The sequence below is a fragment of the Sporosarcina sp. resist genome (assembly GCF_014302295.1).
GTDB classification, from domain to species: domain Bacteria; phylum Bacillota; class Bacilli; order Bacillales_A; family Planococcaceae; genus Sporosarcina; species Sporosarcina psychrophila.
This window is the reverse complement of record NZ_CP060287.1, coordinates 4,225,315-4,246,932: the sequence shown is the minus strand read 5'-3', so window position 1 is coordinate 4,246,932 and position 21,618 is coordinate 4,225,315. Positions and strand designations below refer to the sequence as shown.

At 39.2% G+C, this 21,618-nt stretch carries 19 protein-coding genes and 1 pseudogene; 15 read left to right on the top strand and 5 right to left on the bottom strand.

Features of this window, described 5'->3' with window-relative positions; genetic code table 11:
* Positions 1-104: 104 nt before the first annotated feature.
* From H7992_RS20440 to H7992_RS20415, 6 genes are all read left to right on the top strand, one after another.
* The gene (locus tag H7992_RS20440) at positions 105-2,171 is read left to right on the top strand and encodes a glycoside hydrolase family 3 protein (RefSeq protein ID WP_187045816.1); all 2,067 of its coding nucleotides are present in this window, start codon (positions 105-107) and stop codon (positions 2,169-2,171) included.
* A gap of 65 nt (positions 2,172-2,236) precedes the next feature.
* Complete coding sequence (locus H7992_RS20435; RefSeq protein ID WP_187045815.1) at positions 2,237-3,490, top strand: exo-beta-N-acetylmuramidase NamZ family protein; 1,254 nt, start codon at positions 2,237-2,239, stop codon at positions 3,488-3,490.
* Between the two features lie 153 nt (positions 3,491-3,643).
* A complete protein-coding gene (locus H7992_RS20430) occupies positions 3,644-4,492 on the top strand; it encodes a MurR/RpiR family transcriptional regulator (protein ID WP_187045814.1) in 849 nt (282 codons plus the stop codon).
* 134 nt (positions 4,493-4,626) lie between these two features.
* Positions 4,627-5,511: an N-acetylmuramic acid 6-phosphate etherase gene (gene murQ / locus H7992_RS20425; RefSeq protein WP_187045813.1), complete on the top strand. Its 885-nt coding sequence runs from the start codon at positions 4,627-4,629 to the stop codon at positions 5,509-5,511.
* A 22-nt stretch (positions 5,512-5,533) separates the two neighbouring features.
* The gene (locus H7992_RS20420; RefSeq protein ID WP_187045812.1) at positions 5,534-6,913 is read left to right on the top strand and encodes a PTS transporter subunit EIIC; all 1,380 of its coding nucleotides are present in this window, start codon (positions 5,534-5,536) and stop codon (positions 6,911-6,913) included.
* Positions 6,914-7,019: 106 nt separating this feature from the next.
* Positions 7,020-8,087: a DUF871 domain-containing protein gene (locus H7992_RS20415; RefSeq protein ID WP_187045811.1), complete on the top strand. Its 1,068-nt coding sequence runs from the start codon at positions 7,020-7,022 to the stop codon at positions 8,085-8,087.
* A gap of 225 nt (positions 8,088-8,312) precedes the next feature.
* On the opposite strand, the gene H7992_RS20410 is transcribed toward H7992_RS20415, so the two are convergent.
* The 3 genes from H7992_RS20410 to H7992_RS20400 all read right to left on the bottom strand — a co-directional run bounded on the left by H7992_RS20410 (position 8,313) and on the right by H7992_RS20400 (position 9,990).
* Complete coding sequence (locus H7992_RS20410; protein ID WP_187045810.1) at positions 8,313-8,789, bottom strand: VanZ family protein; 477 nt, start codon at positions 8,787-8,789, stop codon at positions 8,313-8,315.
* A 222-nt stretch (positions 8,790-9,011) separates the two neighbouring features.
* Entirely contained in the window at positions 9,012-9,356 is a 345-nt protein-coding gene (locus tag H7992_RS20405; protein ID WP_187045809.1) for a hypothetical protein, read from the bottom strand.
* A 412-nt stretch (positions 9,357-9,768) separates the two neighbouring features.
* The gene (locus H7992_RS20400; RefSeq protein ID WP_187045808.1) at positions 9,769-9,990 is read right to left on the bottom strand and encodes an integrase core domain-containing protein; all 222 of its coding nucleotides are present in this window, start codon (positions 9,988-9,990) and stop codon (positions 9,769-9,771) included.
* Between the two features lie 523 nt (positions 9,991-10,513).
* Here H7992_RS20400 and H7992_RS20395 point away from each other — a divergent pair.
* The 6 genes and pseudogenes from H7992_RS20395 to H7992_RS20375 all read left to right on the top strand — a co-directional run bounded on the left by H7992_RS20395 (position 10,514) and on the right by H7992_RS20375 (position 16,412).
* Entirely contained in the window at positions 10,514-13,996 is a 3,483-nt protein-coding gene (locus H7992_RS20395) for a right-handed parallel beta-helix repeat-containing protein (protein ID WP_187045807.1), read from the top strand.
* Between the two features lie 129 nt (positions 13,997-14,125).
* Complete coding sequence (locus tag H7992_RS20390; RefSeq protein ID WP_255428503.1) at positions 14,126-14,578, top strand: AHH domain-containing protein; 453 nt, start codon at positions 14,126-14,128, stop codon at positions 14,576-14,578.
* Positions 14,579-14,610: 32 nt separating this feature from the next.
* On the top strand, positions 14,611-15,066 hold the full coding sequence (locus H7992_RS20385; protein WP_187045806.1) for a DUF4274 domain-containing protein: 456 nt from the start codon (positions 14,611-14,613) through the stop codon (positions 15,064-15,066).
* A gap of 212 nt (positions 15,067-15,278) precedes the next feature.
* The gene (locus H7992_RS20380) at positions 15,279-15,533 is read left to right on the top strand and encodes a GlsB/YeaQ/YmgE family stress response membrane protein (RefSeq protein WP_187045805.1); all 255 of its coding nucleotides are present in this window, start codon (positions 15,279-15,281) and stop codon (positions 15,531-15,533) included.
* A 290-nt stretch (positions 15,534-15,823) separates the two neighbouring features.
* Positions 15,824-15,955: pseudogene (locus H7992_RS25165) on the top strand (HNH endonuclease); the annotation flags it as partial.
* Positions 15,894-16,412 (top strand): YrhA family protein, encoded by a 519-nt coding sequence (locus H7992_RS20375; protein ID WP_255428502.1) that lies wholly within the window; start codon positions 15,894-15,896, stop codon positions 16,410-16,412. The pseudogene H7992_RS25165 and the gene H7992_RS20375, both read left to right, overlap by 62 nt.
* 99 nt (positions 16,413-16,511) lie before the next feature.
* On the opposite strand, the gene H7992_RS20370 is transcribed toward H7992_RS20375, so the two are convergent.
* Positions 16,512-16,730 carry a DUF4372 domain-containing protein gene (locus H7992_RS20370; RefSeq protein ID WP_187045804.1) on the bottom strand — a complete coding sequence of 73 codons (219 nt, stop codon included), beginning with the start codon at positions 16,728-16,730 and terminating at the stop codon, positions 16,512-16,514.
* 72 nt (positions 16,731-16,802) lie between these two features.
* Here H7992_RS20370 and H7992_RS20365 point away from each other — a divergent pair, with 72 nt between their 5' ends.
* Positions 16,803-17,048 carry a hypothetical protein gene (locus H7992_RS20365; protein WP_187045803.1) on the top strand — a complete coding sequence of 82 codons (246 nt, stop codon included), beginning with the start codon at positions 16,803-16,805 and terminating at the stop codon, positions 17,046-17,048.
* Between the two features lie 376 nt (positions 17,049-17,424).
* On the opposite strand, the gene H7992_RS20360 is transcribed toward H7992_RS20365, so the two are convergent.
* Positions 17,425-19,059, bottom strand: coding sequence for a PucR family transcriptional regulator (locus tag H7992_RS20360; RefSeq protein WP_187045802.1), 1,635 nt, complete (start codon positions 19,057-19,059; stop codon positions 17,425-17,427).
* A 143-nt stretch (positions 19,060-19,202) separates the two neighbouring features.
* Between H7992_RS20360 and H7992_RS20355 the strand changes: the two genes are divergently transcribed.
* Both H7992_RS20355 and H7992_RS20350 read left to right on the top strand, forming a co-directional pair.
* Positions 19,203-20,375 carry a M20 family metallopeptidase gene (locus H7992_RS20355; RefSeq protein ID WP_255428501.1) on the top strand — a complete coding sequence of 391 codons (1,173 nt, stop codon included), beginning with the start codon at positions 19,203-19,205 and terminating at the stop codon, positions 20,373-20,375.
* Complete coding sequence (locus H7992_RS20350) at positions 20,368-21,606, top strand: iron-containing alcohol dehydrogenase (RefSeq protein WP_187045801.1); 1,239 nt, start codon at positions 20,368-20,370, stop codon at positions 21,604-21,606. The genes H7992_RS20355 and H7992_RS20350 overlap by 8 nt, the downstream gene beginning before the upstream one ends.
* The last annotated feature ends 12 nt before the right edge of the window (positions 21,607-21,618 follow it).

Below are 21,618 nucleotides of genomic sequence, written 5' to 3'. Positions count from 1 at the left end.
ATATATGTTAAGCAAATGAATGCCTATATAAACTGGGCGGGGGAGTTTTCGGTGCCAGTTGCTGACACCGGGCGGCATCTCCTAAATGAAAAGGGAGGCAAAGTATGAGTAAATTAGTCAAGAAATGTATCATCTCAATTATTGCATTTGCTTTAGTGTTAACGGGGATTCCTCTCGCGGGGGCATCGGCTGCTTCGGGAATCAAGGATTTAGTGATCGACCTCAACGTACCGCAAGTCAAAAGAGATGTGAAGAATAACAAACTTGATTTAAATGGTCTATATGTCTATGAGGATGGCCACTTTACCCTAGCATCAGAGAATGTAACCTGGGAGTCTTCTAACAAAAATGTGGCCTCTGTTAATCAAGGCGGAGAAGTTAGTCTATCTGGTCACAATGGAAAAACGTTTATCTCTGTAAGCAATGGCAAATTCATTGACCGGATCTCCATTCAATACAAAGGAAATCAAGGTCAGATTATTGTTGAAAAAGAAAAAGGTGTTCGCTATGAACTTATCGGACAGGCGATCAAGCAGATGACGATGAAAGAAAAAATCGGACAAATGCTGATGCCTGATTTTAGAACCTGGAAGGGTAAAAATGTTACGGAAATGAATGCTGAAATTGCCCAGCTAGTTAAAGATTACCATTTGGGCGGCGTGATATTATTTCGCGAAAATACAGTGACTGCTGAGCAAACGACGAAGCTAGTCAGTGCTTACCAGGAAGCATCAGAAAAATACGGACTTCTGATTTCAATTGATCAAGAAGGTGGGATTGTAACACGTCTTCAGACTGGTACGGATTTTCCTGGGAACATGGCGCTAGGAGCGACGCGATCTGAAGAGATGGCAAAAAAGGTTGGTATGGCCATTGGTGAAGAGCTTAACGCCCTTGGTATTAATATGAATTTTGGACCTTCACTGGATGTAAACAATAATCCTGATAATCCTGTCATCGGAGTTCGTTCCTTTGGGGAGGAGCCTGAGTTAGTGGGGAAATTGGGAAATGCCTATATTAAAGGACTTCAGGAAAGTGGAACAGCTGCAACTGCCAAGCATTTTCCGGGTCACGGTGATACGGCAGTTGATTCCCATTTAGGCCTTCCAGAAGTACCACACGATATCAATCGTCTGAAAAAGGTAGAATTATATCCGTTCCAGCAGGCAATGAATGCTGGTATTGATGCAGTTATGACGGCACATGTGACCTTCCCGAAAATTGATGATACAAAAGTCATTTCGAAAAAAGATGGAAAAGAAATTGCCCTTCCAGCTACGCTTTCACAAAAAGTATTAACAGGTTTGATGCGTGAGCAAATGAGCTTTAAGGGAGTTATTGTTACAGATGCGATGAATATGGGGGCGATTGTTGAGCATTTTGGTGCAGTTGATGCAGCCATCCGCTCTGTAAAAGCAGGAACAGATATAGTTTTAATGCCTGTAGGTCTTGAGGCAGTCGCCAATGGCCTTTATGATGCGGTTAACAAGGGAGAAATTTCAACTAAAAGAATCGAACAGTCCGTCGAACGGATTCTAACGCTGAAGTTAAATAGAGGAATCGTGAAGGCTGAGGTTGAAAAAAGTTTAGATGAGAAAATTGCTAATGCCATACAAGTAGTAGGCTCATCTGAACATAAAGCAGTAGAAAGCGAAGCAGCGGCTAAATCAATTGCACTTGTAAAAAACAATGCTGCTCTTCCACTTAAAGCGGGAACAAAAGATAAGATTGTTGTGGTTGGTTCAAGTGCTGATCTCCTTGCCGGGGAGGTTCAAAAGCATCATGAAAATGTAACGGTTTTAACTACTGAAACACTCCTTACAGAATCACAATTGACGCAAGCAAAAACGGCAGATTATATCATTTTAGGAACCAATACCTCCACAGTGAGCGGGAGAGAGCCAAGTAATAATTTAATGAGGCTGGCAAATCAACTGATCGAACAAACCGATGTACCAGTCATTGGTATCGGAATCCGAAATCCGTATGATATTATGTCCTACCCGAAAGTAGATGCTTATCTTGTCCAGTATGGATTCAGACCAGCAAGCTATGAAGCCTCAGTTAACACGATTTTTGGGCTAAATAACCCGACAGGTAAGCTTCCAGTTACCATTTACGATCAAGATGGTGACGTTCTATACAAGTTTGGACATGGTTTAGGGTACTAATCTAGGTTTTTTGATGGAAAAAGTTTCGGTTGTTTATATATTACATGGAAGAGGGAGGCGTTTTTATGAAGAAATGGCTTACAGGGATACTTGCGCTCGTTCTAGTACTATCCACTTTTTCTGCAGTTTCTGCCAAGAATGATAAAGATAAGAAGGACAAGAAGTTTCGCTTGGGTGTGGAGGTTTTATTGCAGGATCGCATTGAATTGATCAAGGGGAAGCGAGTCGGTTTGATCACCAATCCAACGGGAGTAGATAAAAGCGTTACGAGTATCGTAGATTTGCTTCACACTAATCCTAATGTGCAACTTACAGCTCTTTATGGTCCTGAGCATGGTGTTCGTGGGGATGCGCAGGCCGGGCAATATGTTGAAAAATATATTGATGAAAAAACAGGGGTTCCCGTATATAGCCTTTATGGGGCCACGAAAAAGCCAACACCTGAAATGCTGAAAAATGTCGATGTGCTGATATTCGATATTCAGGATGTAGGGGCACGATTTTACACGTATATTTATACAATGGCTCTAGCGATGGAAGCGGCAAAGGAGAACAATATTCCGATTATCATTCTTGACCGTCCGAATCCGATTAGCGGAACAAAAGTAGAAGGTCCTGTTCTCGAGAATAAGTACTCCTCGTTTGTGGGCGAGTACCCGATTCCTGTGCGCCATGGGATGACGGTTGGGGAATTAGCACAACTTTTCAATAAAGAATTCAAGATTGGAGCCAATTTAACGGTCGTGAAAATGGAAGGCTGGAAGCGCAGTATGTATTATGATGAAACGCCTTTGGAATTCGTCTTACCATCACCAAATATGCCAACCTTGGATTCGGCTCTTGTCTACCCAGGTGCAGCATTAATTGAAGGAACGAATATTTCAGAAGGAAGAGGAACGACTAAGCCGTTTGAACTAATCGGTGCTCCGTTCATCAACAGCACGAATTTGGCGGCGAAGTTGAATTCTTACAAATTGCCTGGGGTCACCTTCAGAGCGGCTTCGTTTACGCCGACATTCTCAAAGCAAGCGAATAAGTTGAGCCATGGAATTCAAATCCATATCACGAATCGAAACGTGTATAAGCCGTTTGAAACGGGGTTATATATTGTGAAAACCATTCATGATATGTATCCAAACGATTTTGAGTTTACAGCGCCGGGTAGCGATGGAATTACCTTCTTTGATAAACTTGTCGGTAATGGCTCCATCCGTGCCGATATTGTAGCAGGCAAGTCTGTCGAGGAAATGAAAAAAGCATGGCAGGCTGGTCTAGACAAATTTACTCACGTTCGTGAGAAGTATCTGTTATATAAATAAGTAATCGAGCGACCTCTTTTTGAAAAGAGGTCGCTTTTTGGTGCGTTCGGAATCTGAAGGAAGCGGGCGGCAAACCGGAAAGCCTCCAACCAATCCCGCGAAGTGTTCAACAATCCTGGTGTCGTATATACTAAAGGTGTTGGAGGTGTGGAAATGAAATCATTAATCGATAAAATTAAACAAAGCTTGGCTATTTTATCTGCTGCTGAAAAAAAAGTGGGTGAATACATAATTTTGCATTCGGAGTTAATTCCCAATATGACGACAAAAGAGCTGTCAAAAAAGATAGGTGTAAGCGAGGCAAGTGTGATCCGCTTTTGCAAATCGATTGGAATGGGTAGCTTCAAGTCATTTAAACTTGCGCTTGTTAAGGATTTAACGTTAACAGAAATGAATTTGACGGATTTTTCGATATTACAGAAGAAGGATACCCCCTACGACTCATTTCAAAAGGTTATACAGGTAAATAAACTCGCAATTGAATCTTGCACGGACTCAATGGATAAGAAGGAGTTATTGAAAGCAGTAGATGCCATAAAAGACGCGAAAAAAATTGTTTTCTTTGGTGTTGGCGGATCATCTACTGCAGCACTTGATGCACACTATAAATTTACAAGGCTAGGGTATCAATCTATTACCTCTTTGGATTTTCATTACATGCTTACGGTTATTCCTTATTTAACTAAAAATGATATTTTTGTTGCCATCAGTACATCGGGAAAGACGAGGGATGTATTGGAACTTGCCCAGTTCGCTCAAAAGAAAGGGGCAATTGTAATCGCAATTACGAATCTGGATAAGTCACCCTTATACAGAACAGCGGATATCAGACTTTGTACCCCGAATGTGGAACAGGATTTTAGAATTGGAAGCATACCTTCCAGAATGACGCAGCTGACGGTCATTGATACCTTATATATGAGCATTTTTCATCATGTCGGAGAAAAGGTAATCAAACAATATCAGGAAGCAAGAAGTGAGATGGAGAAATTACGGAGATGAGGGAACCGAATAAGGGTTTCCTTTTTTTATTCTCTTATGAAATTAAGATTCAGTAATAATTCGAATAATCTTGACATATAGTTTCTTGTGGGTACAATTGGATTATAAAGTATTAGTTTAAGAGGGGCGATAGAATGCTTGAAAAATTAGCTACAGAAAAGAGAAATAGCAAGACGATGCAACTTGATGAAATGTCTGTAAGGGGAATTCTAGAAGCGATGAATCGAGAGGATAGTTCAGTTCCTACTACCATCAAAAACGAGCTAGATCATATTGAAAAAGTTGTTGAATCTGTTGTCCAATCGTTCCAAACAGGAGGCCGACTCATATATGCTGGAGCGGGAACGAGCGGAAGATTGGGGATTCTTGACGCTGTTGAATGTGTCCCGACGTTTGGGGTTTCTCCTGAAATGGTTCGAGGTTTCATTGCTGGAGGAATGGAAGCGTTTACAACTGCGGTTGAGGGTGCCGAAGACAGTGTAAATATGGGGGCACTAGATATGGAATCTGCTTCAGTTTGCGATAAGGATACTGTCATTGGGATAGCCGCGAGCGGTAGAACTCCATATGTAATAGGTGCTTTAGATTACGCACGTGAAAAAGGAGCTAAAACGGTAGCAATTTCATGTAATAAAGGCGCTGAAATAAGCAAGCATGCCGAAATGGTAATTGAAGTAGAGACTGGTCCTGAAATTTTAACAGGGTCAACGAGATTAAAAGCGGGAACAGCCCAAAAGTTAGTGCTAAATATGATTTCTACGGCATCCATGATTGGAATTGGGAAAGTATATGAAAATCTTATGGTCGATGTCCAATCTACTAATGAAAAGTTAACAGAGCGCTCCAAAAGAATCATTATGGAAGCCACTCAAGTTGACTATGAGACCGCTGAGAACTATTACGAAAAAGCCCAGCAACAGGTGAAAACCGCTATAGTCATGATTTTACTGCAAAGTACTTATGAAGAAGCGGTTGAAAAATTGGAACAAACAGGCGGCTTTGTCCGAAAGTCTATATAAATAGTGAAATGGGGGGATTGGAATGAAAAAGGAAGAGCGTATGGCCAAAGATATTTTTGCAAATATCGGCGGTAAGGAAAATATCCAGCGGTTATCCCACTGTATGACTCGTTTGCGCTTAGTATTAAAAGATGATAGTAAGGCGAATATTGACACGTTGAAAAAAGTCGATGGCGTAATGGGTGTTATTGAAGATGATACTTTGCAAATCGTAGTGGGGCCGGGGACGGTCAATAAAGTTGCTGCAGAAATGAGCAAAGTCACGGGGCTGTCAATTGGGGAAGAGGCAGCCCTAGATGAAAATGATTTAACCTTTAGCGAAAAAGCAGCAAGAAATCAAGCCAATCTGAAGGAGAAGAATAAAACACCAATAAAAATGCTACTTCGCCGAATTGGTAGTATCTTCATTCCACTAATCCCAGGTCTTGTTGCATCAGGTCTAATTAACGGAGGCGCAAACTTCGCGAAAAACGCGGGTGTGGATCCGACGGTAACATGGATGCAAATTCTTCTTCTACTTGGAAGCGGCATTTTTATGTATCTTGCGATTTTGGTGGGTTGGAATACAGCTAAGGAGTTTGGGGGCACACCAGTACTTGGTGCAATTGCTGGAGCATTTTTGTTCAATCCTGCGCTTGCAGATATTACAATTTACGGTGAGGCATTAGTGGTAGGTCGAGGTGGATTATTTGGAGTCATCTTTGCGGCTTGGTTAATGACTTGGGTTGAAAAGCGTGTTCGATCTGTTATGCATGATTCGATTGATATTATAGTTACTCCTTTAATTACAGTATTAACAGTAGGTTTCTTTTCACTCTATGCAGTAGTACCAGTTGCTGGTGTTCTATCTGATGGTATTACTTCCGGAATCAATGTCATCTTGGATGTCGGTGGTGTTGTTGCAGGTGCGGTTCTTGCAGGTTTCTTCCTGCCGCTAGTTATGGTCGGACTTCATCATGGTTTGACGCCCATTCATCTAGAGTTGATCAATTCTGTTGGCTACACGGCTTTATTACCAATATTGGCAATGGCAGGTGCAGGTCAAGTTGGTGCAGCCATCGCAATATTTGTGAAAACTAAAAACAAAAGATTGCGTAATATAATTAAAGGGGCGCTACCAGTAGGCTTCCTAGGAATCGGAGAACCACTACTTTACGGGGTCACGCTTCCCCTAGGCCGCCCATTCCTTACTGCTTGTATGGGTGCAGCAGTCGGCGGCGCCTTCCAGGCAGTCATGAAAGTAGCTGCATCTGGTATCGGCGTATCTGGTATTTCGTTAATACCACTTATTGCAGACAATAAGTTCTTGTTTTATTTCTTAGGTCTATTAATTGCTTATATATTCGGATTCCTATTCACGTACTTGTTTGGATTCAAGGAAGAAATGGCGGACGGTATTTAAAAAAGGGGGGCTTGCCTCCTTTTTTTGATGAAATGAAAGATCTAGCTCAAGGCACGTCTAATGCGGCGTCTTGCGCTTTTCTTAAACTTACAAAGGAGCTGATTGCATGCTTGGAATTTCCGTTTATCTAGGAAATGATTTGAATGAGGAATTTGAATTTTATCTTAAAAAGGTAAGAGAAATCGGTTTTACTTCTATTTTCACATCGCTTCATATCCCCGAGGAGGATCCGCAGCTTTATAAAGAACGTCTTCAAAAGCTAGGGGCAGCAGCGAAACAATATAATATGGAGTTAATGGCAGATATTTCGCCAAAGTCACTTGGACATCTTGGTTTCACATGGGAAAATGCAGAAGGTCTCCTCGAGTGGGGGCTAACGGGTTTACGGGTGGACTATGGTATTTCAGAAGCCACAATTGTCAGGTTGTCTAAGAAAATGAAAATTGCACTGAATGCAAGCACGCTGACCGAGGATAGTCTGGAAAAAATGAAACAGGCAGGGTTACACACGGAATCTATTGAGGCGTGGCATAACTTTTATCCGCGACCCGAAACAGGACTCGATCGTGATGAATTTCGCAAGGTGAATGAGTGGCTGAAACAGGAAGGGGTCACAGTGATGGCCTTCATTCCAGGAGATGGATCATTGCGCGGACCGCTGTATGAAAGATTGCCGACATTGGAAGACCATCGAAGTATCTCACCATTTTCCGCCTTTCTGGACTTAATTGAAAATAGCTGTGTGGACAAGGTCTTGGTCGGTGATCTTACACTGACTGAACAATTGCTAGAGCAATTTGCTTCTTATAAACAAGGGATTTTTTTATTGCGAGCTGAACAGGCAATCCACGACAAATCTCTGCTTGAAATAGTGGGAGCCGTACAGACAAATCGTTTAGACGCTGCACGGGATTGCATCCGATCGATGGAATCAAGAGAATACGGGCTAATTGGCACCCGTCCCGTTAAAGCATTCAATACGGTAGAAAGGCCACATGGTACGATTACCGTAGATAACGAAAAGTATGAACGCTATCAGGGAGAGATTCAAATTGCAAAACGAGATCTCCCAGCCGATGAAAAGGTTAATGTGATTGGACGAATCAATGAGGATGATCAGTTATTGCTACAGTATATGTATGGTGGATCTAAGTTTCAGATAAAATGGATGTAATGAAACAGATACTGAAAAAATGCCTTTGTAAAATATCGGCAGGGGCATTATCTTAAGGATTAAGAAGAACCGAAAAACATTGTGACTTCTTAATATGTTCAAGAAAGTACAACTGCTTGTGTTTTTGTTCAGATGATGCTACCGTGAAATTTTAATCAATGCCCAAGTAGTTTTGATGCATATTAGAGTTATCGATGAAAAAAGCAAGAACTCGCTGTGCAAATCCTAGCGCTTTCTTGCTTTTTTTGGGCGTTTCAGTAATAAAATAAACCGTAAAATAATGAGAAATGTAATGGCTCCTGCGATATCGAGAATGACATCTTGAAGTGTTGGCGTCCGTCCGCTTGTCAGCGATTGGTGATATTCATCCCCAGCGGCCAGTAAAAGTGTTATCCATGTGGCGGTCAATATGCGGAACATGTGTTTAGGTAAAATTAAATAGATGATGGAGGCAATAAATCCAAAAGTGAAGAAATGAGCACTTTTTCTGACAAGAAATTCAACAAAAGGATAATAACCTCGTTCATCGATCGAAACTATTATGCCCCAATACGGCACGTGCAGTTTAGAAAGTGATGATTTGAATGGCTCTCCGGGCAACCATTTTTCCAACGTAGGTATGAGCGATTGCTGCTCAGGGCTTTGTCCAGAAGAAACGAATAGAATGCTAAGTAGGATGATCAAAATGAGAAGTTTTTTCATATGAAAAGTGTACCATAAGAGGTGTTGGAATACTTGGATAAAAAGTGGAGTTCCTAGTTGGAATTGAATGCGTGCTCATTTCGAGGAGTGCCTAGTTAAGCTAAGGGAACAAAGTTTATGAATACTCCTGTTTCTTCTGCAATTTGTGGTGACACCTTTACTGAGTGATCACCCTATCACTGTTATTCAAATTTACCGTCATGTACCTAACTAAACCAACCTTTACTGGAAAATATGAGAATAACCTGTCATCAATTCAAAATCATATCTGTTTTGAACCATTAACAGCTCTAGTGCGGTTAGGCTCGGCAGTCGATTTGCAAATAAAACCGCAGACTGATGACTTGGAAATACAAATGCCTCAAGTTCAAAGTCGAAAATAAATTCATCGTTCTCCTGTCTCGACATATACACCCTCACAACATGGCCTAAACCATCCGCTGACATATCATGAATTACGGTCAATACTTTTGCGTCACTGATTCCGGGAGAATGTAAGACGTCGTGAATTTTATATTCTCCTGATAACCCTTCTGGTAAATCGAGTTTAAAACTGTTTTTGGTCATATAGATCCCTCGCATTTTATTTTTATTAGATAATAAATCAAATAGTCTAACTACTTTCATCTCACAACTCGTCGAAAAAAATAGGTGAATTTTAATCTTTTGTGGTGTGTTTTTACATTTTAGTGATTCGATAGTGTATATATAATGGGTTATTTTGTGAGGGGGGTGTGTAGTAGACTTATAAGTCAATTTTATTTTTAGGCCGATGAGCCCGGAGGTCAGAATATACACTATTAATTTATAATAATACAATCAAAATCAGGTTTATGGTTGTCTGTCTGACTCCTATGCGTATTCATACAGTTAAAAGAAATGTTTGTCTTTATGTCAAGCACAGGTACCCTTCATTGGTCTGAATTTAAAATTTCAGGTACCTATGGTTTGACCCCCTTTTTTCGGACACGGTTAAATACTAGTTTTCAGACATCAAGTGCGCTTCCAAGAAGGCTTTTGGTGTCTTATAACCAAAACGTTTTTGACATCTCTCCTCGTAAAAGTAGTTGCGGAAGTTGAGTAAATCAATTTTGGCTTGTGCATAATTATTCATGGGATAATGAAGCTCAAATTCGGTCTTGTAGTGTGAAAAGATACTCTCCATTACAGCGTTGTCCCAGCAGTTTGCTCTTCTCGACATGCTTGGAATAAAGCTAATTTTCTTTGATTGTTTATGGTGTTGAAGTTAAAAAACGATGCCTGTTCACCGCACAATTCAGACGCTAGTCAGATAATTCGAGGAGTGAATAAAAGGAGTCCTCTGGCCGAAACATGGCTGGAGTTTTTTATTTTCGATTCAATTTTCCATCACCTTTTGTTGTGTTGGCGATGTAGTGTCAGGTACCTGTGCAAAAATACTATTTTGACAATTGACTACAATTACATATTTATAAGTCTTCGATTAGGTATTTACTAGAATATCTATTTTTTTTGCATTTTTATTCAATTGTGTGAATTATTCGTCGTTGTTTCTTGCGCAAATACCGATTTTAAAGGGTACCTTAAAATTTTGCTATCTACTCTTGTTCACAAGCAGTTCTTTACTCTGTTCCTAGGCTTACTAGTATACTTAACTGATGATAGAACTCCCGCGTATAATTGTGTGTAGAAAAATAAAAAGTATAGAAATCAATTGACTTAACTAATAGAAAGTGGGAAGATACGTGGCAATTATTCAAGTGTCTCAGCGTGAAGGATCCAACTACAAAAGCATTCAGGTTGCAGTAGAGGCAGCTCTACCAGGAGATACAGTGGAAGTTGGTGAAGGTTTTTATGATGAACATGTAACCATCGATAAGCTGCTCGTTCTTCGAGGTTCAGAAGGTGAAGCGAGCTCAGTTCGTCTAACAGGAAGTGTTCGTATCGCGACAACGGAAGAAGTGCGTATCGAATCGATCAGTATTGGAGGAGGCACTGGTCCAGTGGACTATGGTTTACATATCGAATCAGGAGATGTAACGCTTCACCACTGTCTTTTCTCTGGGATTCAAGGAGTTGCAATGCGAGTGGATGCAGCTGCAAAAGTATCCGCAGAGCATTCGATCTTTCAAAAAAACATACAAGGGATTGAGGTACTAGGGCGTTTGGCTTTGTTCGAATGCATAGTAGAAGACACGATCAAGTCTGCACAAATTAGTGTACGCGGGGGAGGAGAAGTCGCGGTAACGAATTCCGGAATTTTAAGTGGGCAAGAAGAAGGTCTTTGCTTGTATGAAACGAGTCGAGCAACAATCACCAAAAGTTCATTCATCGGAAATCGCGGGGTTCAACTTCTTTTGGAACAAGACAGTTCTATGGACGTAGAAAGTACGAATTTCTATTTTGGACATGTCCAAGGAATCTATTGTGATCAATCTAAGGGTGTCCTGAAAAATTGTATCTTTAAAAACCAAAGTTTAGAGCATGTAGCATTTACGAATGGATCCCATATCGAAGTCGAGACAAGTACGTTTGAAAATGGTGAGGCTGAAGGAATGAACGTCAGTGGTTCATCAGTTGAGCTATCCGACTCGCAGTTTAAAAACCAAAAAGGAGACCAAATTTCCTGTAACGAACAAAGCAAACTCGCGATTACAAAAACACAGATCCTTTCCGGTGAGTCTAGAGGAATTGTGTCCGGAAATTCCACGTGTACACTCACCGAATCTGAAGTGAAGTACAATCAGATGACGCAACTCTCTGTGTTTACTCAAAGCGTGTTCACGATTCTGGGTTGTGAAATTGAGAGTGGAAACAATAAAGGAATTTACGTGACAAGTAGTCAAGTGACTATTTCGGATTCTCTTATTAGCCATCATAGTGGTGTACAGATTTTTGCTTCTGAACAATCGGAAGTAATTCTGTCGGCGACCGAAGTAAAGAGTGGGGATAGTGCAGGGATAACTGTGAAAGAATCCGAGTTGACGGCAGCCAATTGCATCATCTTCGGTCATAAGGGAACCAACGTTTTACTCAGTGCTGCGGCTAAAGCAGAAATTACCGATTGTAAAATATCGAGTGGCGATAAGAACGGCATACTTGCAGGTCCTGAAGTAGTTATTTCATTAGAACGGTCCATTTTGTTCAATCATAAAAGGCCACAAATAAGAGCAACGGAATCTGCAGAAGTCTTTATAACGGAGTGTGAAATCTATGACGGTAAATCGTCAGGAATCGTCTTGAGTCAGGTGGAGCGTACTGAAGTGACGGTCACTCGAGTACATGGTCATCGTGATGATCAAATCATCTTGCAAGATTGTTCGGATGCTGTATTCACTGGGGTGCAAGTGATGAATGGAAAGAAGGCTGGGCTGAGACTCGAGCGTTCGGTTCCGGTTCTTAACGACTGTTCTTTAGAGAGCAACCAAGCAGGAGATTTAGTCCGCTTTGATGACAGTGTTCCTGTGCTCACCAATACGGACTTGCAGGTTCCACCAATCACTAGTAAATTAGGCGGCAGTGCTGGACATTCCTCTACTGTAGATTCATCACCTACTGGTCAGGTGGATGTTTTCATGAATGGTTTGAACGGGTTTATTGGACTGGAAGATGTGAAAGACAAAATCCAGGAGTTTAAAAACGTAAGCGACATTAATCAATTCAAATTAGAGCGTGGAATGAAAGCTAATCCGATGGTAGCGCCTCATATGGTCTTTCAAGGTAATCCGGGTACTGGTAAAACGACAGTCGCTCGGCTTATAGGGAAGATTTTTAAGGAACTAGGTTTATTAAAGACAGGCCACGTAACTGAAGTGAAGCGGGAAGATCTCGTTGGAACGCATGTTGGTGAATCAGAGGAACGAACGAAAGTAATTATTAAGGAAGCTATGGGTGGCGTCCTCTTTATAGACGAAGCGTATACGCTTGCAGCAGGGGGCAATTCTAGTAATGATTTCGGTAAAAAAGTAATTGAAACGTTGCTTCCTGCAATGGAAAATTCTCGCGGTGAATTCATTGTCATCGCGGCAGGCTATACCGAAGAAATGAGCCGTTTCCTAGCGTCTAATCCAGGATTGAAAGATCGTTTTACTGAAAAGATTCACTTTCAAGACTATACACCAGATGAGTTGCTTCAAATCTTCCTTAGCCAGTGTGAAGGAAGCCATGTGCTTACTCCTGCTGCCAAACAAGCAGTTTATGAGGAGTTCGTGGAACGTTATCGTATGCGCGATGAAACATTTAGTAACGCTCGAATGGCACGTATACTATACGATCAAATCGGGCTTGCTCAGTCGATGAGAATTGCGAAACTTCCGCGTGAAGAGTGGACGGAGAAGGTATTGACGACGTTTGAAGAACAAGACGTTGTACAAGCGGTACAAGAGCGTGGAGTGAAGACGTACGAAGTTCCAATCGATGAAGTACTACTCGCCCATAAACGTGCAGAACTCCATCAGTTTATCGGCCTTGGTTCTGTAAAGGCTGAAATAGATAAAATGATTGAATTAATGAGATACTACAAACGAGAAAATCATTCTACAGAGAAATTGATGAACCACACGCTGTTGATTGGTAAACCAGGGACAGGTAAAACCGAGGTCGGTCGTGTGCTCGCTGGTATTTATCAAGCGCTTGGATTATTAGAACGAGGCGATCTGATTGAAGTAGATCGCAGCGATTTAGTCGGTAGTCATATTGGTGAAACGGAGAAGCTGACAGCCGGGCTGATTGAACGAGCGATGGGTAGTGCGTTGTTTATTGATGAAGCGTACACACTTGCGAGTGGTGGAGAGAATGACTTCGGGAAAAAAGCAGTGGACGTGTTGCTGAAAAAAATGTCCGATCGACAAGGCGAGTTCCTCTTAATTGCCGCAGGGTACGAAAAAGAAATGAATCGTTTCTTAGACAGCAACCCCGGACTCCGTCGACGTTTCGGACTAACGCTCCATTTTGAAGATTATACACCAAAGGAATTAATGGAGATTACCGACCTTTATCGTAAAGGGTACGGCATAACAGATGAAGCAAAGCGTGCATTAGTTCGTCACTATGAAGAGATTTATGCGCGTAGAGATAGTCATTTCGGAAATGCCGGTCTTGCTAAAAAAATAGCGAAAGAAATGACGCGTAAAGTCGATTATCGAATGGCTGTGGCGAGCAATAAACAAAATAGGCTTGCGCTCGAAAAAGAAATTACGAAGGATGATTTAGTTTTGTTGGAGAGTTGAATTAATTTCAGGTACATATGATACTATTCCGACGATTAACTACAATTACGCGTTTATAAGGTGTGGATTAGGTATTTACTATAATATCTAATCTTCTTTGGTCTTTTATTCAATTGCGTGAATTGTTCGTTGTACCAATTAGTAGAGCCTGGTGTCGTAACTGGAGGAGACTCTACTAAGTTAGGGAAAAATATGATGGAAGAGATGGGACTTAAACGTTCAACTAAATGGAGTGGTTATCAAGCACAGCATGTTATTATTTCTGAAATGGCAAAGAATCCTGTTATTAAAAAAATTGGAATGAATTTTGATGACGTCCCAAATGGGATTTTTCTAAGAATACCTAATAATGATATAAGCACATTGTCTAGGCATAGAGGATATCATTCTGTTTATAACCAAGTGGTAGAAAAAGTATTAAATAGAATGGATATTGATCAAAGTTTTGATAGTCTACAAAAACAAGTGTATGATTTACAACAAAATCTAAAGAAATTACAGGAGAAAGGATTACCGTTTTATCCTAGTCAAGGCGCAACAATAGTACTCTGGGAAAGAAAGCTAAAGCAATTGGAAAATTAGATTTCTAAAAGCATAGTGGGAGGAAAAATATCATGGATAAGAAAGATATTAATTTTCTTGAAGAGTTGCTATATAATACGGATAAAAATAATTTAATCAGTCAGTTAAGCAAGGTAGATAACCCACTAATACTCCATTTTTTTGTAGCAAATTATAATTGGAATAGTGGATTTGATGTACCAACAGTTATTTTAGAAAATGAGGCTTGTGATTTAGGGACGGGTTTACTAATGTTTCATTATGCAGACGGCTATCGTTTGTTAGATAATTCAGATGAAGTTTCAAGTTCTTCATTAGAGAAATGGAAAGATTTCTTGAATAAGATTTATAACAAACTTATAAAATTAGAATTTAAATCGCAGAATATTTCCTTTGACCCTGGTTTAACAAAAATTCAAAAGTATAAGTTGAAAAAAAATAACCCAAACCTTCTTGATATACTTATTAGTAAATCCCCAGGCGAAATGGTTGATATTCCTAAAATATAATGTGATTGCTTAAAAACCTTGATTGGCAAAGTGTCTTTCAAGGTTTTTCTGTGTGATAGGCATGGGTAAACGCTGGTCCACTACAGGCTTGGCAGTAGGAACTGTTAGCAGAAAGCAAGGTTGATTTTTCCTCATTAATGTTTGAAGGGATGTAATAAAGGTTAAAGAAGACTATAGCGAAATATTAAACTAAAAAATAGGAGATGGACAGTATGAGTTTCATTTGGTTTTTAATAATTGGCGGGATTATCGGTTGGCTTGCAGGTATGATTTTGGGAAAAGATATCCCAGGTGGAATTATTGGTAATATTATCGCAGGTATTATCGGTGCATGGATTGGTGGTATGCTTCTTGGAAGTTGGGGACCTAAAATTTCTGATTTCTACATCATCCCTGCTTTCATTGGAGCAATTATACTTGTGTTCATTGTAACCTTAATTATGAGATCAATGCGTAAAGTTTCGTAATGGTAAATAGACCTTTCAGTTTATTTCTATACGGTTAAGTGAATCATGTGTAAGCAACAATTAATGGTGACTGTGTATATAATAAAAAGCGGCCTTCCACGATCTAATCTGTGGAGGACCGCTTTTTACTCATTACAATCACCTATATAAGTTAGTGTCAGGTGCCCAATAGCCTTGCATGGCAGTAAATAAAAGTAATTAAAACCTTTATAAGTATAGTAATCTATATGATTATACAATAAAATTCTCCTTCTGTAGAATAGATACTGACAACTAAATCAGTTCCCTACAAAATTATTAGAAGAAAAGGAGATAAGTATGATGCTCATCATGTAATTGAAAATTCCTTTGGTGGAGAACATGAGCGGTGGAATATTCATCCGGCAAAATTTCCAAATGTACACCAAGCTGGTATTCATTGAAAAGGTTCGCCAGGAAATTGAGAACATGATTTTAGAATTACTGGCTGATATTGAAAGAATCAAAAAACTAGATGGAAAGTCAATTATGTTACCTGTAAGCGATGAAAATATTCAAACTATAAAAGAGTGGATTTCAAGAAATATAAGTGAAAATCTATGGATAAGTGAATACGGAAATTTGCTAAAAAAAGTAAATGGGCTAGAATTTAATGGATTAGTTATCTACAATGCGAAACCTGATGATGAAAATAATGGTTTTATTGGAGCGAATGAAATTTGGCGAGATAATGAATGGGATAGTAATTATTTGTTTTTTGGAGATTCAAGTATTTCTTGGTATTGCCTAGATATAGACAATTATGTATTCCTTGAACTCGACAAGCCGAGTGGGAATATAGTGGATGAATTTAACAGTTTTGATGAAATGATCAATGAAGCAATGAAGAGTGTTTTGTAAAACATAGTATATCATCAGGCGATTTTTTAAAGCCTTGATTAAATTTCAGGTACCCACTAGCATTGCATAGCATTCATAAATAGTAAAAAAATATATATTTTACCATCTATAAAAACAAAAAAGATTTTTTGACCGAATGCCTTCTTCGATTTCGCGAAGACTTTCCCACTTACATAAGTTGGCCATCATCAAGATTTTCACAAGGGAAAAGTCAGCTAGTTTTTTCGCATCATAATTCATCAATGGACAAGCCAAAATGTTAACTGGCAATAGAGATAAATATTGACGAAAGACTAAGTTTTCGTCTACACTTTTCATAAGGAAGCTCCTTTCTGTAGAGTAGATAACTGATTAGTCGTCAGTTTTATTTTACAGTAGGAACCCCTTTTTTTGCATTATTTGAACTTCTTTTTATTAGCTAGTGACATAAAAATCATTATTTTACTGCTATGCAACGCTAGTGGGCACACAATTAGTTATGAAAAAACAGAGACAGCCAATGGCTTGACCGAAAAACATAAGTTGAATCATGGTGAACCGATTGTCGGCACCTATCTCAAGCTAGTGCAAATGTCCAAAGAGTCGATTGAAGGTGAAAAGGAAACGGTGAACCGCGCAGTTCAAATACCATTTTGACAGTTTAGTATAATGGTCGGTAAAAAAGGGAGTCTCCTAAACGAAACCGTTTCCATTTAATTTTCCAATGTATATTATAATTATGAATTATTCATTTAGCCTTCATTCCAATACGGAGTGGGGCTTACGATAGCGTTAGGAAAATCGGGAGAAACATATGAGTGTTTAGAAACACGACGATCTCTTTTGTCTAAGTATGTCCAAATTCAATCGACACCTTTAATCAAAAAGATTCACGATGACGGCAAAGATTATTAATCTCAGAAGAATACGATTATAAATCGCATTCTTCAGCTTAAAGTCTTAGAACATAGTCCCAAAAACATTAAAGTGTGCTTTCATTGTCAAAATGGTTTTTTGTTTTTCATAATCTTAATCATTTTGTCGGGTTACCAGTTGATTTGTTTGAATTTAATGTTAAAGACTTACTTCTGTAATCACCTACAAAATGGAAGTAGGTAAATGCGATTCTGAGAAGAATAATTGTATTAAGTGAATCCAAATTGGCACTTAGAAGTGTTGAAATTAACTTCAGTCGATACCTAACCGTGTTCTTATGGATAAATAACCTTTTTCCCGTTTTCTCTACATTAAGATCATATTCCAAATAACTATATAATGTATTAAGCAGTTCAGATTTGTTTTTATTGTCATATGCAATAATTTTTTGCAAGGTTTCACTATAGATTTCTCTAGCTTCTTCAATGGCTTCTTCTGAAAAGATGATTCTTTCAAGGTTCAAACATTCAAAGTTTGTAGAAATAATTTTCTCTTCACTAACTTGATTTTCTTTTGAAATCATCAATGATATTTTGGCTTCCCTGTGGGCTTTGGAAAGTTCCAAAATGGAATATGGACGACTAGTCCCGCATTTCATTTTTATAGTTGAATAGTTGGTGTCTATGAAACTAAACAGTTCATTTGTGGTAGATTCGAAAAAATCCTCTGGTATAAGAATAATAAAATTGCTGTCATAATTTTGACCTACTAAAATTTGGTTTAACTCAAATTTTTTCATAAATTTAACCTTATGGATCAAATTTTCCTTAAAGATTTGGTTATCGTGCTCAATGTGAATCAATAGTAGACGATAATCATTTGCGACTTTCAGATCGAAGCTTTTCATCTTTTTTTGCACATAGTATTCAGACTCAAATGAGTTATTGACCAGTTCAAGAATAAAATCGTTTAGATGCCTTTGTTCGATGGCGTTAATTATATTTTGGTGCTCCACTTCTAAGTTTGCAATGATCGCGGCCTGTTCAACCGCAATTTTAATCTTCGGAGTAAGCTCGTCTGTGCCTGACCAAACAAATATACCACCTTCAAGTGTATTTTTTTCATTAATCCATTTAATTAAAAATAAAGTCTGCTCGTATTTTACTCTTTGAATTTGATTGCTGATTCCATTAAAAGCGGTGCTGATCAAATAATCCAAGTTAATGTTATGATTTGGTTGTTCAGGATAATCGATTCTCAAGTTCATTTTTTTGAAATAAATGGTTAATGGCATTTTGATGATGCTATAGAGTACCTTCGCTAATTGCAGCATATCTCCTTTATTCTTCAGATGGTTATGGAACTTCTCGTAAATATTATTCAATTGATAGATCTCATCATCTTTTGCTTCCGATAGTGCATGGGTAATTTCCAATAAAAAATTGGACCAGGCTGGTTTATTGTTCAATTTAATAATTGGAAAGTCATTTTCGCACGCATACTGTTGGATTTCCTTCGGTAAGTAAGGAATATGCCTACCAATTTTAACCCCCAGGCCGAACGCCTCCCTATCAATCAATCCCTTTATAAATTCGTGAAATCTTACTTCCCAATCATCCGTTCCCGAAGCGAAATAACCGGTTGTTAAAATAAAGTCTCCTTCTTTTATCCAATGGCTTCCATCAGGCGAGTCAATAAAGGTAACATTTCTCATTTGAGACCTAAAAGGACAGGTCGTCAATACTTCCGATTCCTCGAGTAAATTTAACTCCATTAGTTTTTTGAATAGCATTTCTTTCACCTCTTTGTTCAAAAGTACAAGAAAATTCGTATTTATTTGTATACAAGTCTAATTATATATGATATATAGTTTCTTTAACAGATAAATAGACTAAAGAATCCCTTTTATCTGAACTTTCTGGAGGTGTACTCACATTGAATAGCAATAGAATGGTTGAGCTTTTGCAGAGGATGGTGAAGGTTAATACCGTTAATCCTCCAGGTGATGAGCAGGAGCTAGCCGAATTAATTTACGATTTCATTTCAGACCAAGGTTTGGAATGTCAGTTGCATCAGGTCGATGAAAATCGCTCAAATATTGTTGTAATTTTAAGAGGTAAAGATTCAACACTAAAAAAATTATATTTTAGTGGACACTTAGATACAGTACCAATCGGTGAACAGCCTTGGACAGTCAATCCGTTCGGTGCAGAAATAAAGGATGGACGAATCTATGGTAGGGGAACAACGGATATGAAAGGCGGAGTGGCTGCTCTTCTCGAAACGATGTTGATTTTGAAAGAAAGCCAGTTCCCTTTAGAACAAGATGTTATTTTCGTTGGAACAATTGGAGAAGAAGTTGATTGTCTTGGAGCCCGAACAGCAGTTGAAAGGGGGTTAATCGAAAATCCTGGAGCTATATTGATAGCTGAACCGAGTTCTTTGGACTTATACGAAGCTCATAAAGGTGCCTTGTGGCTTGAAATTAGGACTTACGGGAAGACTGCACACGGCTCAATGCCCGAGGAAGGCATTAATGCGATTGATTCAATGATGTATATTCTGAACGAACTTCAAAAATTAAAATTAGATGATGTTGATGATTTATTGGGAATGATGAGTTCCAGTATAAATGTCATCAATGGGGGTGTTGCTACGAACGTAGTTCCGGATTATTGCACACTAAATTTAGATTTTCGTACCGTCACAGCTTCACAAAACCAGATAATCCTTAATAAGATTGAAGCGATTATAGCTAGCCTATCAGATGCAAATGTTGGATTCGAATCAGATTACGCGGTTCTTCAGAATCTTGAACCATTAACTAACGAAAATGAAAACGCTCTCATCAAAAAGCTCCGACGGACGAATCTAAAGAGCAAACAAAATCGAAGTGCAAAGTACTACACAGATGGTTCTGTATTTAGAAAGCATTTTGATGGTCCGATTTTGATTTGTGGAGCTGGTGACCCAACTTTGGCACATCAACCGGATGAATCAATTTCAATCGATGATTTAGAGAAATCCGTAGAGTTATATCTTCAGTTAGTAGATATTTACCAAGAAAATAATAAAACAATGGAAAAGGAGCTGCATTACAATGAGTGAATTTAACAATATGGAGTTTATGGCAAAAACAACACTTTATACGGGATCAGGGAGTCTTAAATTTTTGAAAGATGCAATCGCTAAATATGGTTGGGAAGGGAAGGTTCTATTTGTAACCGATAAAGGGATTGAGGGAGCTGGCATACTTAGAAAAGTTATCGATAGTCTTCCAGGTATTCAAGAAAAATCGATGACATTTAATGACGTAAAACCAAACCCTAGTGTAACTGCGACAAACGCAATCTATGAAAAGCATAAAGATGATGGCATTCAAAACATTATTGCAGTAGGCGGCGGAAGTGTTATTGACACAGCTAAAGCTTTGGCAGTTCTATTTACAAACGGTGGGTCCATTGACGACTATTTCGGCTTCGATCTTTACTCAAATGAGCCGTTACCAGTATTCGCAGTGGCTACGACAGTAGGGACAGGTAGTGAAGGTGGACATGCAAGTGTTATCACTGTGGATAATAGCGACTTAAAAACGAAAAAGCTTGTATTTGGAGAAGCTCTGTTCCCTAAAGCAGCGATTCTCGACGGTGAACTGCTAATCGGTATGCCAGGTTCACTTGTTTCATCAACTGGTATGGATGCTTTAACACATGCAATTGAAGGATATGTTTCTCGGAATGGTTCCATCGTGACGGATGCTCTAAACCTTCATGCAGTGAGAGTCATTGGTGAGGCAATTTTAGAAGCTTCCTCTGATACAACTAACATTTCAGCGATGAATCGGATGATTCAGGCAAGCACGACGACTGGAATTGGAATGTCAAATGGTGGACTTGGTCTTGTTCACGGGATTTCTCATGCCATCGGAGCACAATATGATGCACCTCACGGAATCGTAAACGCTATCCTGCTTCCTTATGTCCTAGAATACAACTGGATTGCAAACCCTAAGAAGTTCGCAGATATCGCTCAGGCACTACGAGTAAACACATGGGGAATATCTGTCGAAGATGCAGCAAAAGCTGGCGTGAAGAGAGTGAAGGAATTAACGAATGAAGTCGGAATTCCGTCAAACCTGAGTGAGATTGGGGTAAGTGAGGATAGCATCGAGATTCTAACGGATATTGCATTCAACGATGAGCTATATATGGGAGCAAACCCACGTCGTGCTACAAGAAAAGATATTAAGGACATTTTGACGAAAGCAATTGGAACTAATCGCTCAAACGAACAACTAAATTCAGATAAAGAAAAAGTAGCAGTAGGCAGTGCGAACTGAAAAAATTAAAAA

Bases quoted from the DNA above. Each gene is read 5' to 3' on its own strand.
- H7992_RS20380 (WP_187045805.1), top strand. From the start codon at position 15,279: ATGAGTTTCATTTGGTTTTTAATAATTGGCGGGATTATCGGTTGGCTT.
- murQ (WP_187045813.1), top strand. From the start codon at position 4,627: ATGCTTGAAAAATTAGCTACAGAAAAGAGAAATAGCAAGACGATGCAA.
- H7992_RS20435 (WP_187045815.1), top strand. From the start codon at position 2,237: ATGAAGAAATGGCTTACAGGGATACTTGCGCTCGTTCTAGTACTATCC.
- H7992_RS20385 (WP_187045806.1), top strand. From the start codon at position 14,611: ATGGATAAGAAAGATATTAATTTTCTTGAAGAGTTGCTATATAATACG.
- H7992_RS20350 (WP_187045801.1), top strand. From the start codon at position 20,368: ATGAGTGAATTTAACAATATGGAGTTTATGGCAAAAACAACACTTTAT.
- H7992_RS20360 (WP_187045802.1), bottom strand. From the start codon at position 19,059: ATGCTATTCAAAAAACTAATGGAGTTAAATTTACTCGAGGAATCGGAA.
- H7992_RS20440 (WP_187045816.1), top strand. From the start codon at position 105: ATGAGTAAATTAGTCAAGAAATGTATCATCTCAATTATTGCATTTGCT.
- H7992_RS20405 (WP_187045809.1), bottom strand. From the start codon at position 9,356: ATGACCAAAAACAGTTTTAAACTCGATTTACCAGAAGGGTTATCAGGA.
- H7992_RS20370 (WP_187045804.1), bottom strand. From the start codon at position 16,730: ATGAAAAGTGTAGACGAAAACTTAGTCTTTCGTCAATATTTATCTCTA.
- H7992_RS20415 (WP_187045811.1), top strand. From the start codon at position 7,020: ATGCTTGGAATTTCCGTTTATCTAGGAAATGATTTGAATGAGGAATTT.
- H7992_RS20375 (WP_255428502.1), top strand. From the start codon at position 15,894: ATGAGCGGTGGAATATTCATCCGGCAAAATTTCCAAATGTACACCAAG.
- H7992_RS20400 (WP_187045808.1), bottom strand. From the start codon at position 9,990: ATGTCGAGAAGAGCAAACTGCTGGGACAACGCTGTAATGGAGAGTATC.
- H7992_RS20430 (WP_187045814.1), top strand. From the start codon at position 3,644: ATGAAATCATTAATCGATAAAATTAAACAAAGCTTGGCTATTTTATCT.
- H7992_RS20410 (WP_187045810.1), bottom strand. From the start codon at position 8,789: ATGAAAAAACTTCTCATTTTGATCATCCTACTTAGCATTCTATTCGTT.
- H7992_RS20420 (WP_187045812.1), top strand. From the start codon at position 5,534: ATGAAAAAGGAAGAGCGTATGGCCAAAGATATTTTTGCAAATATCGGC.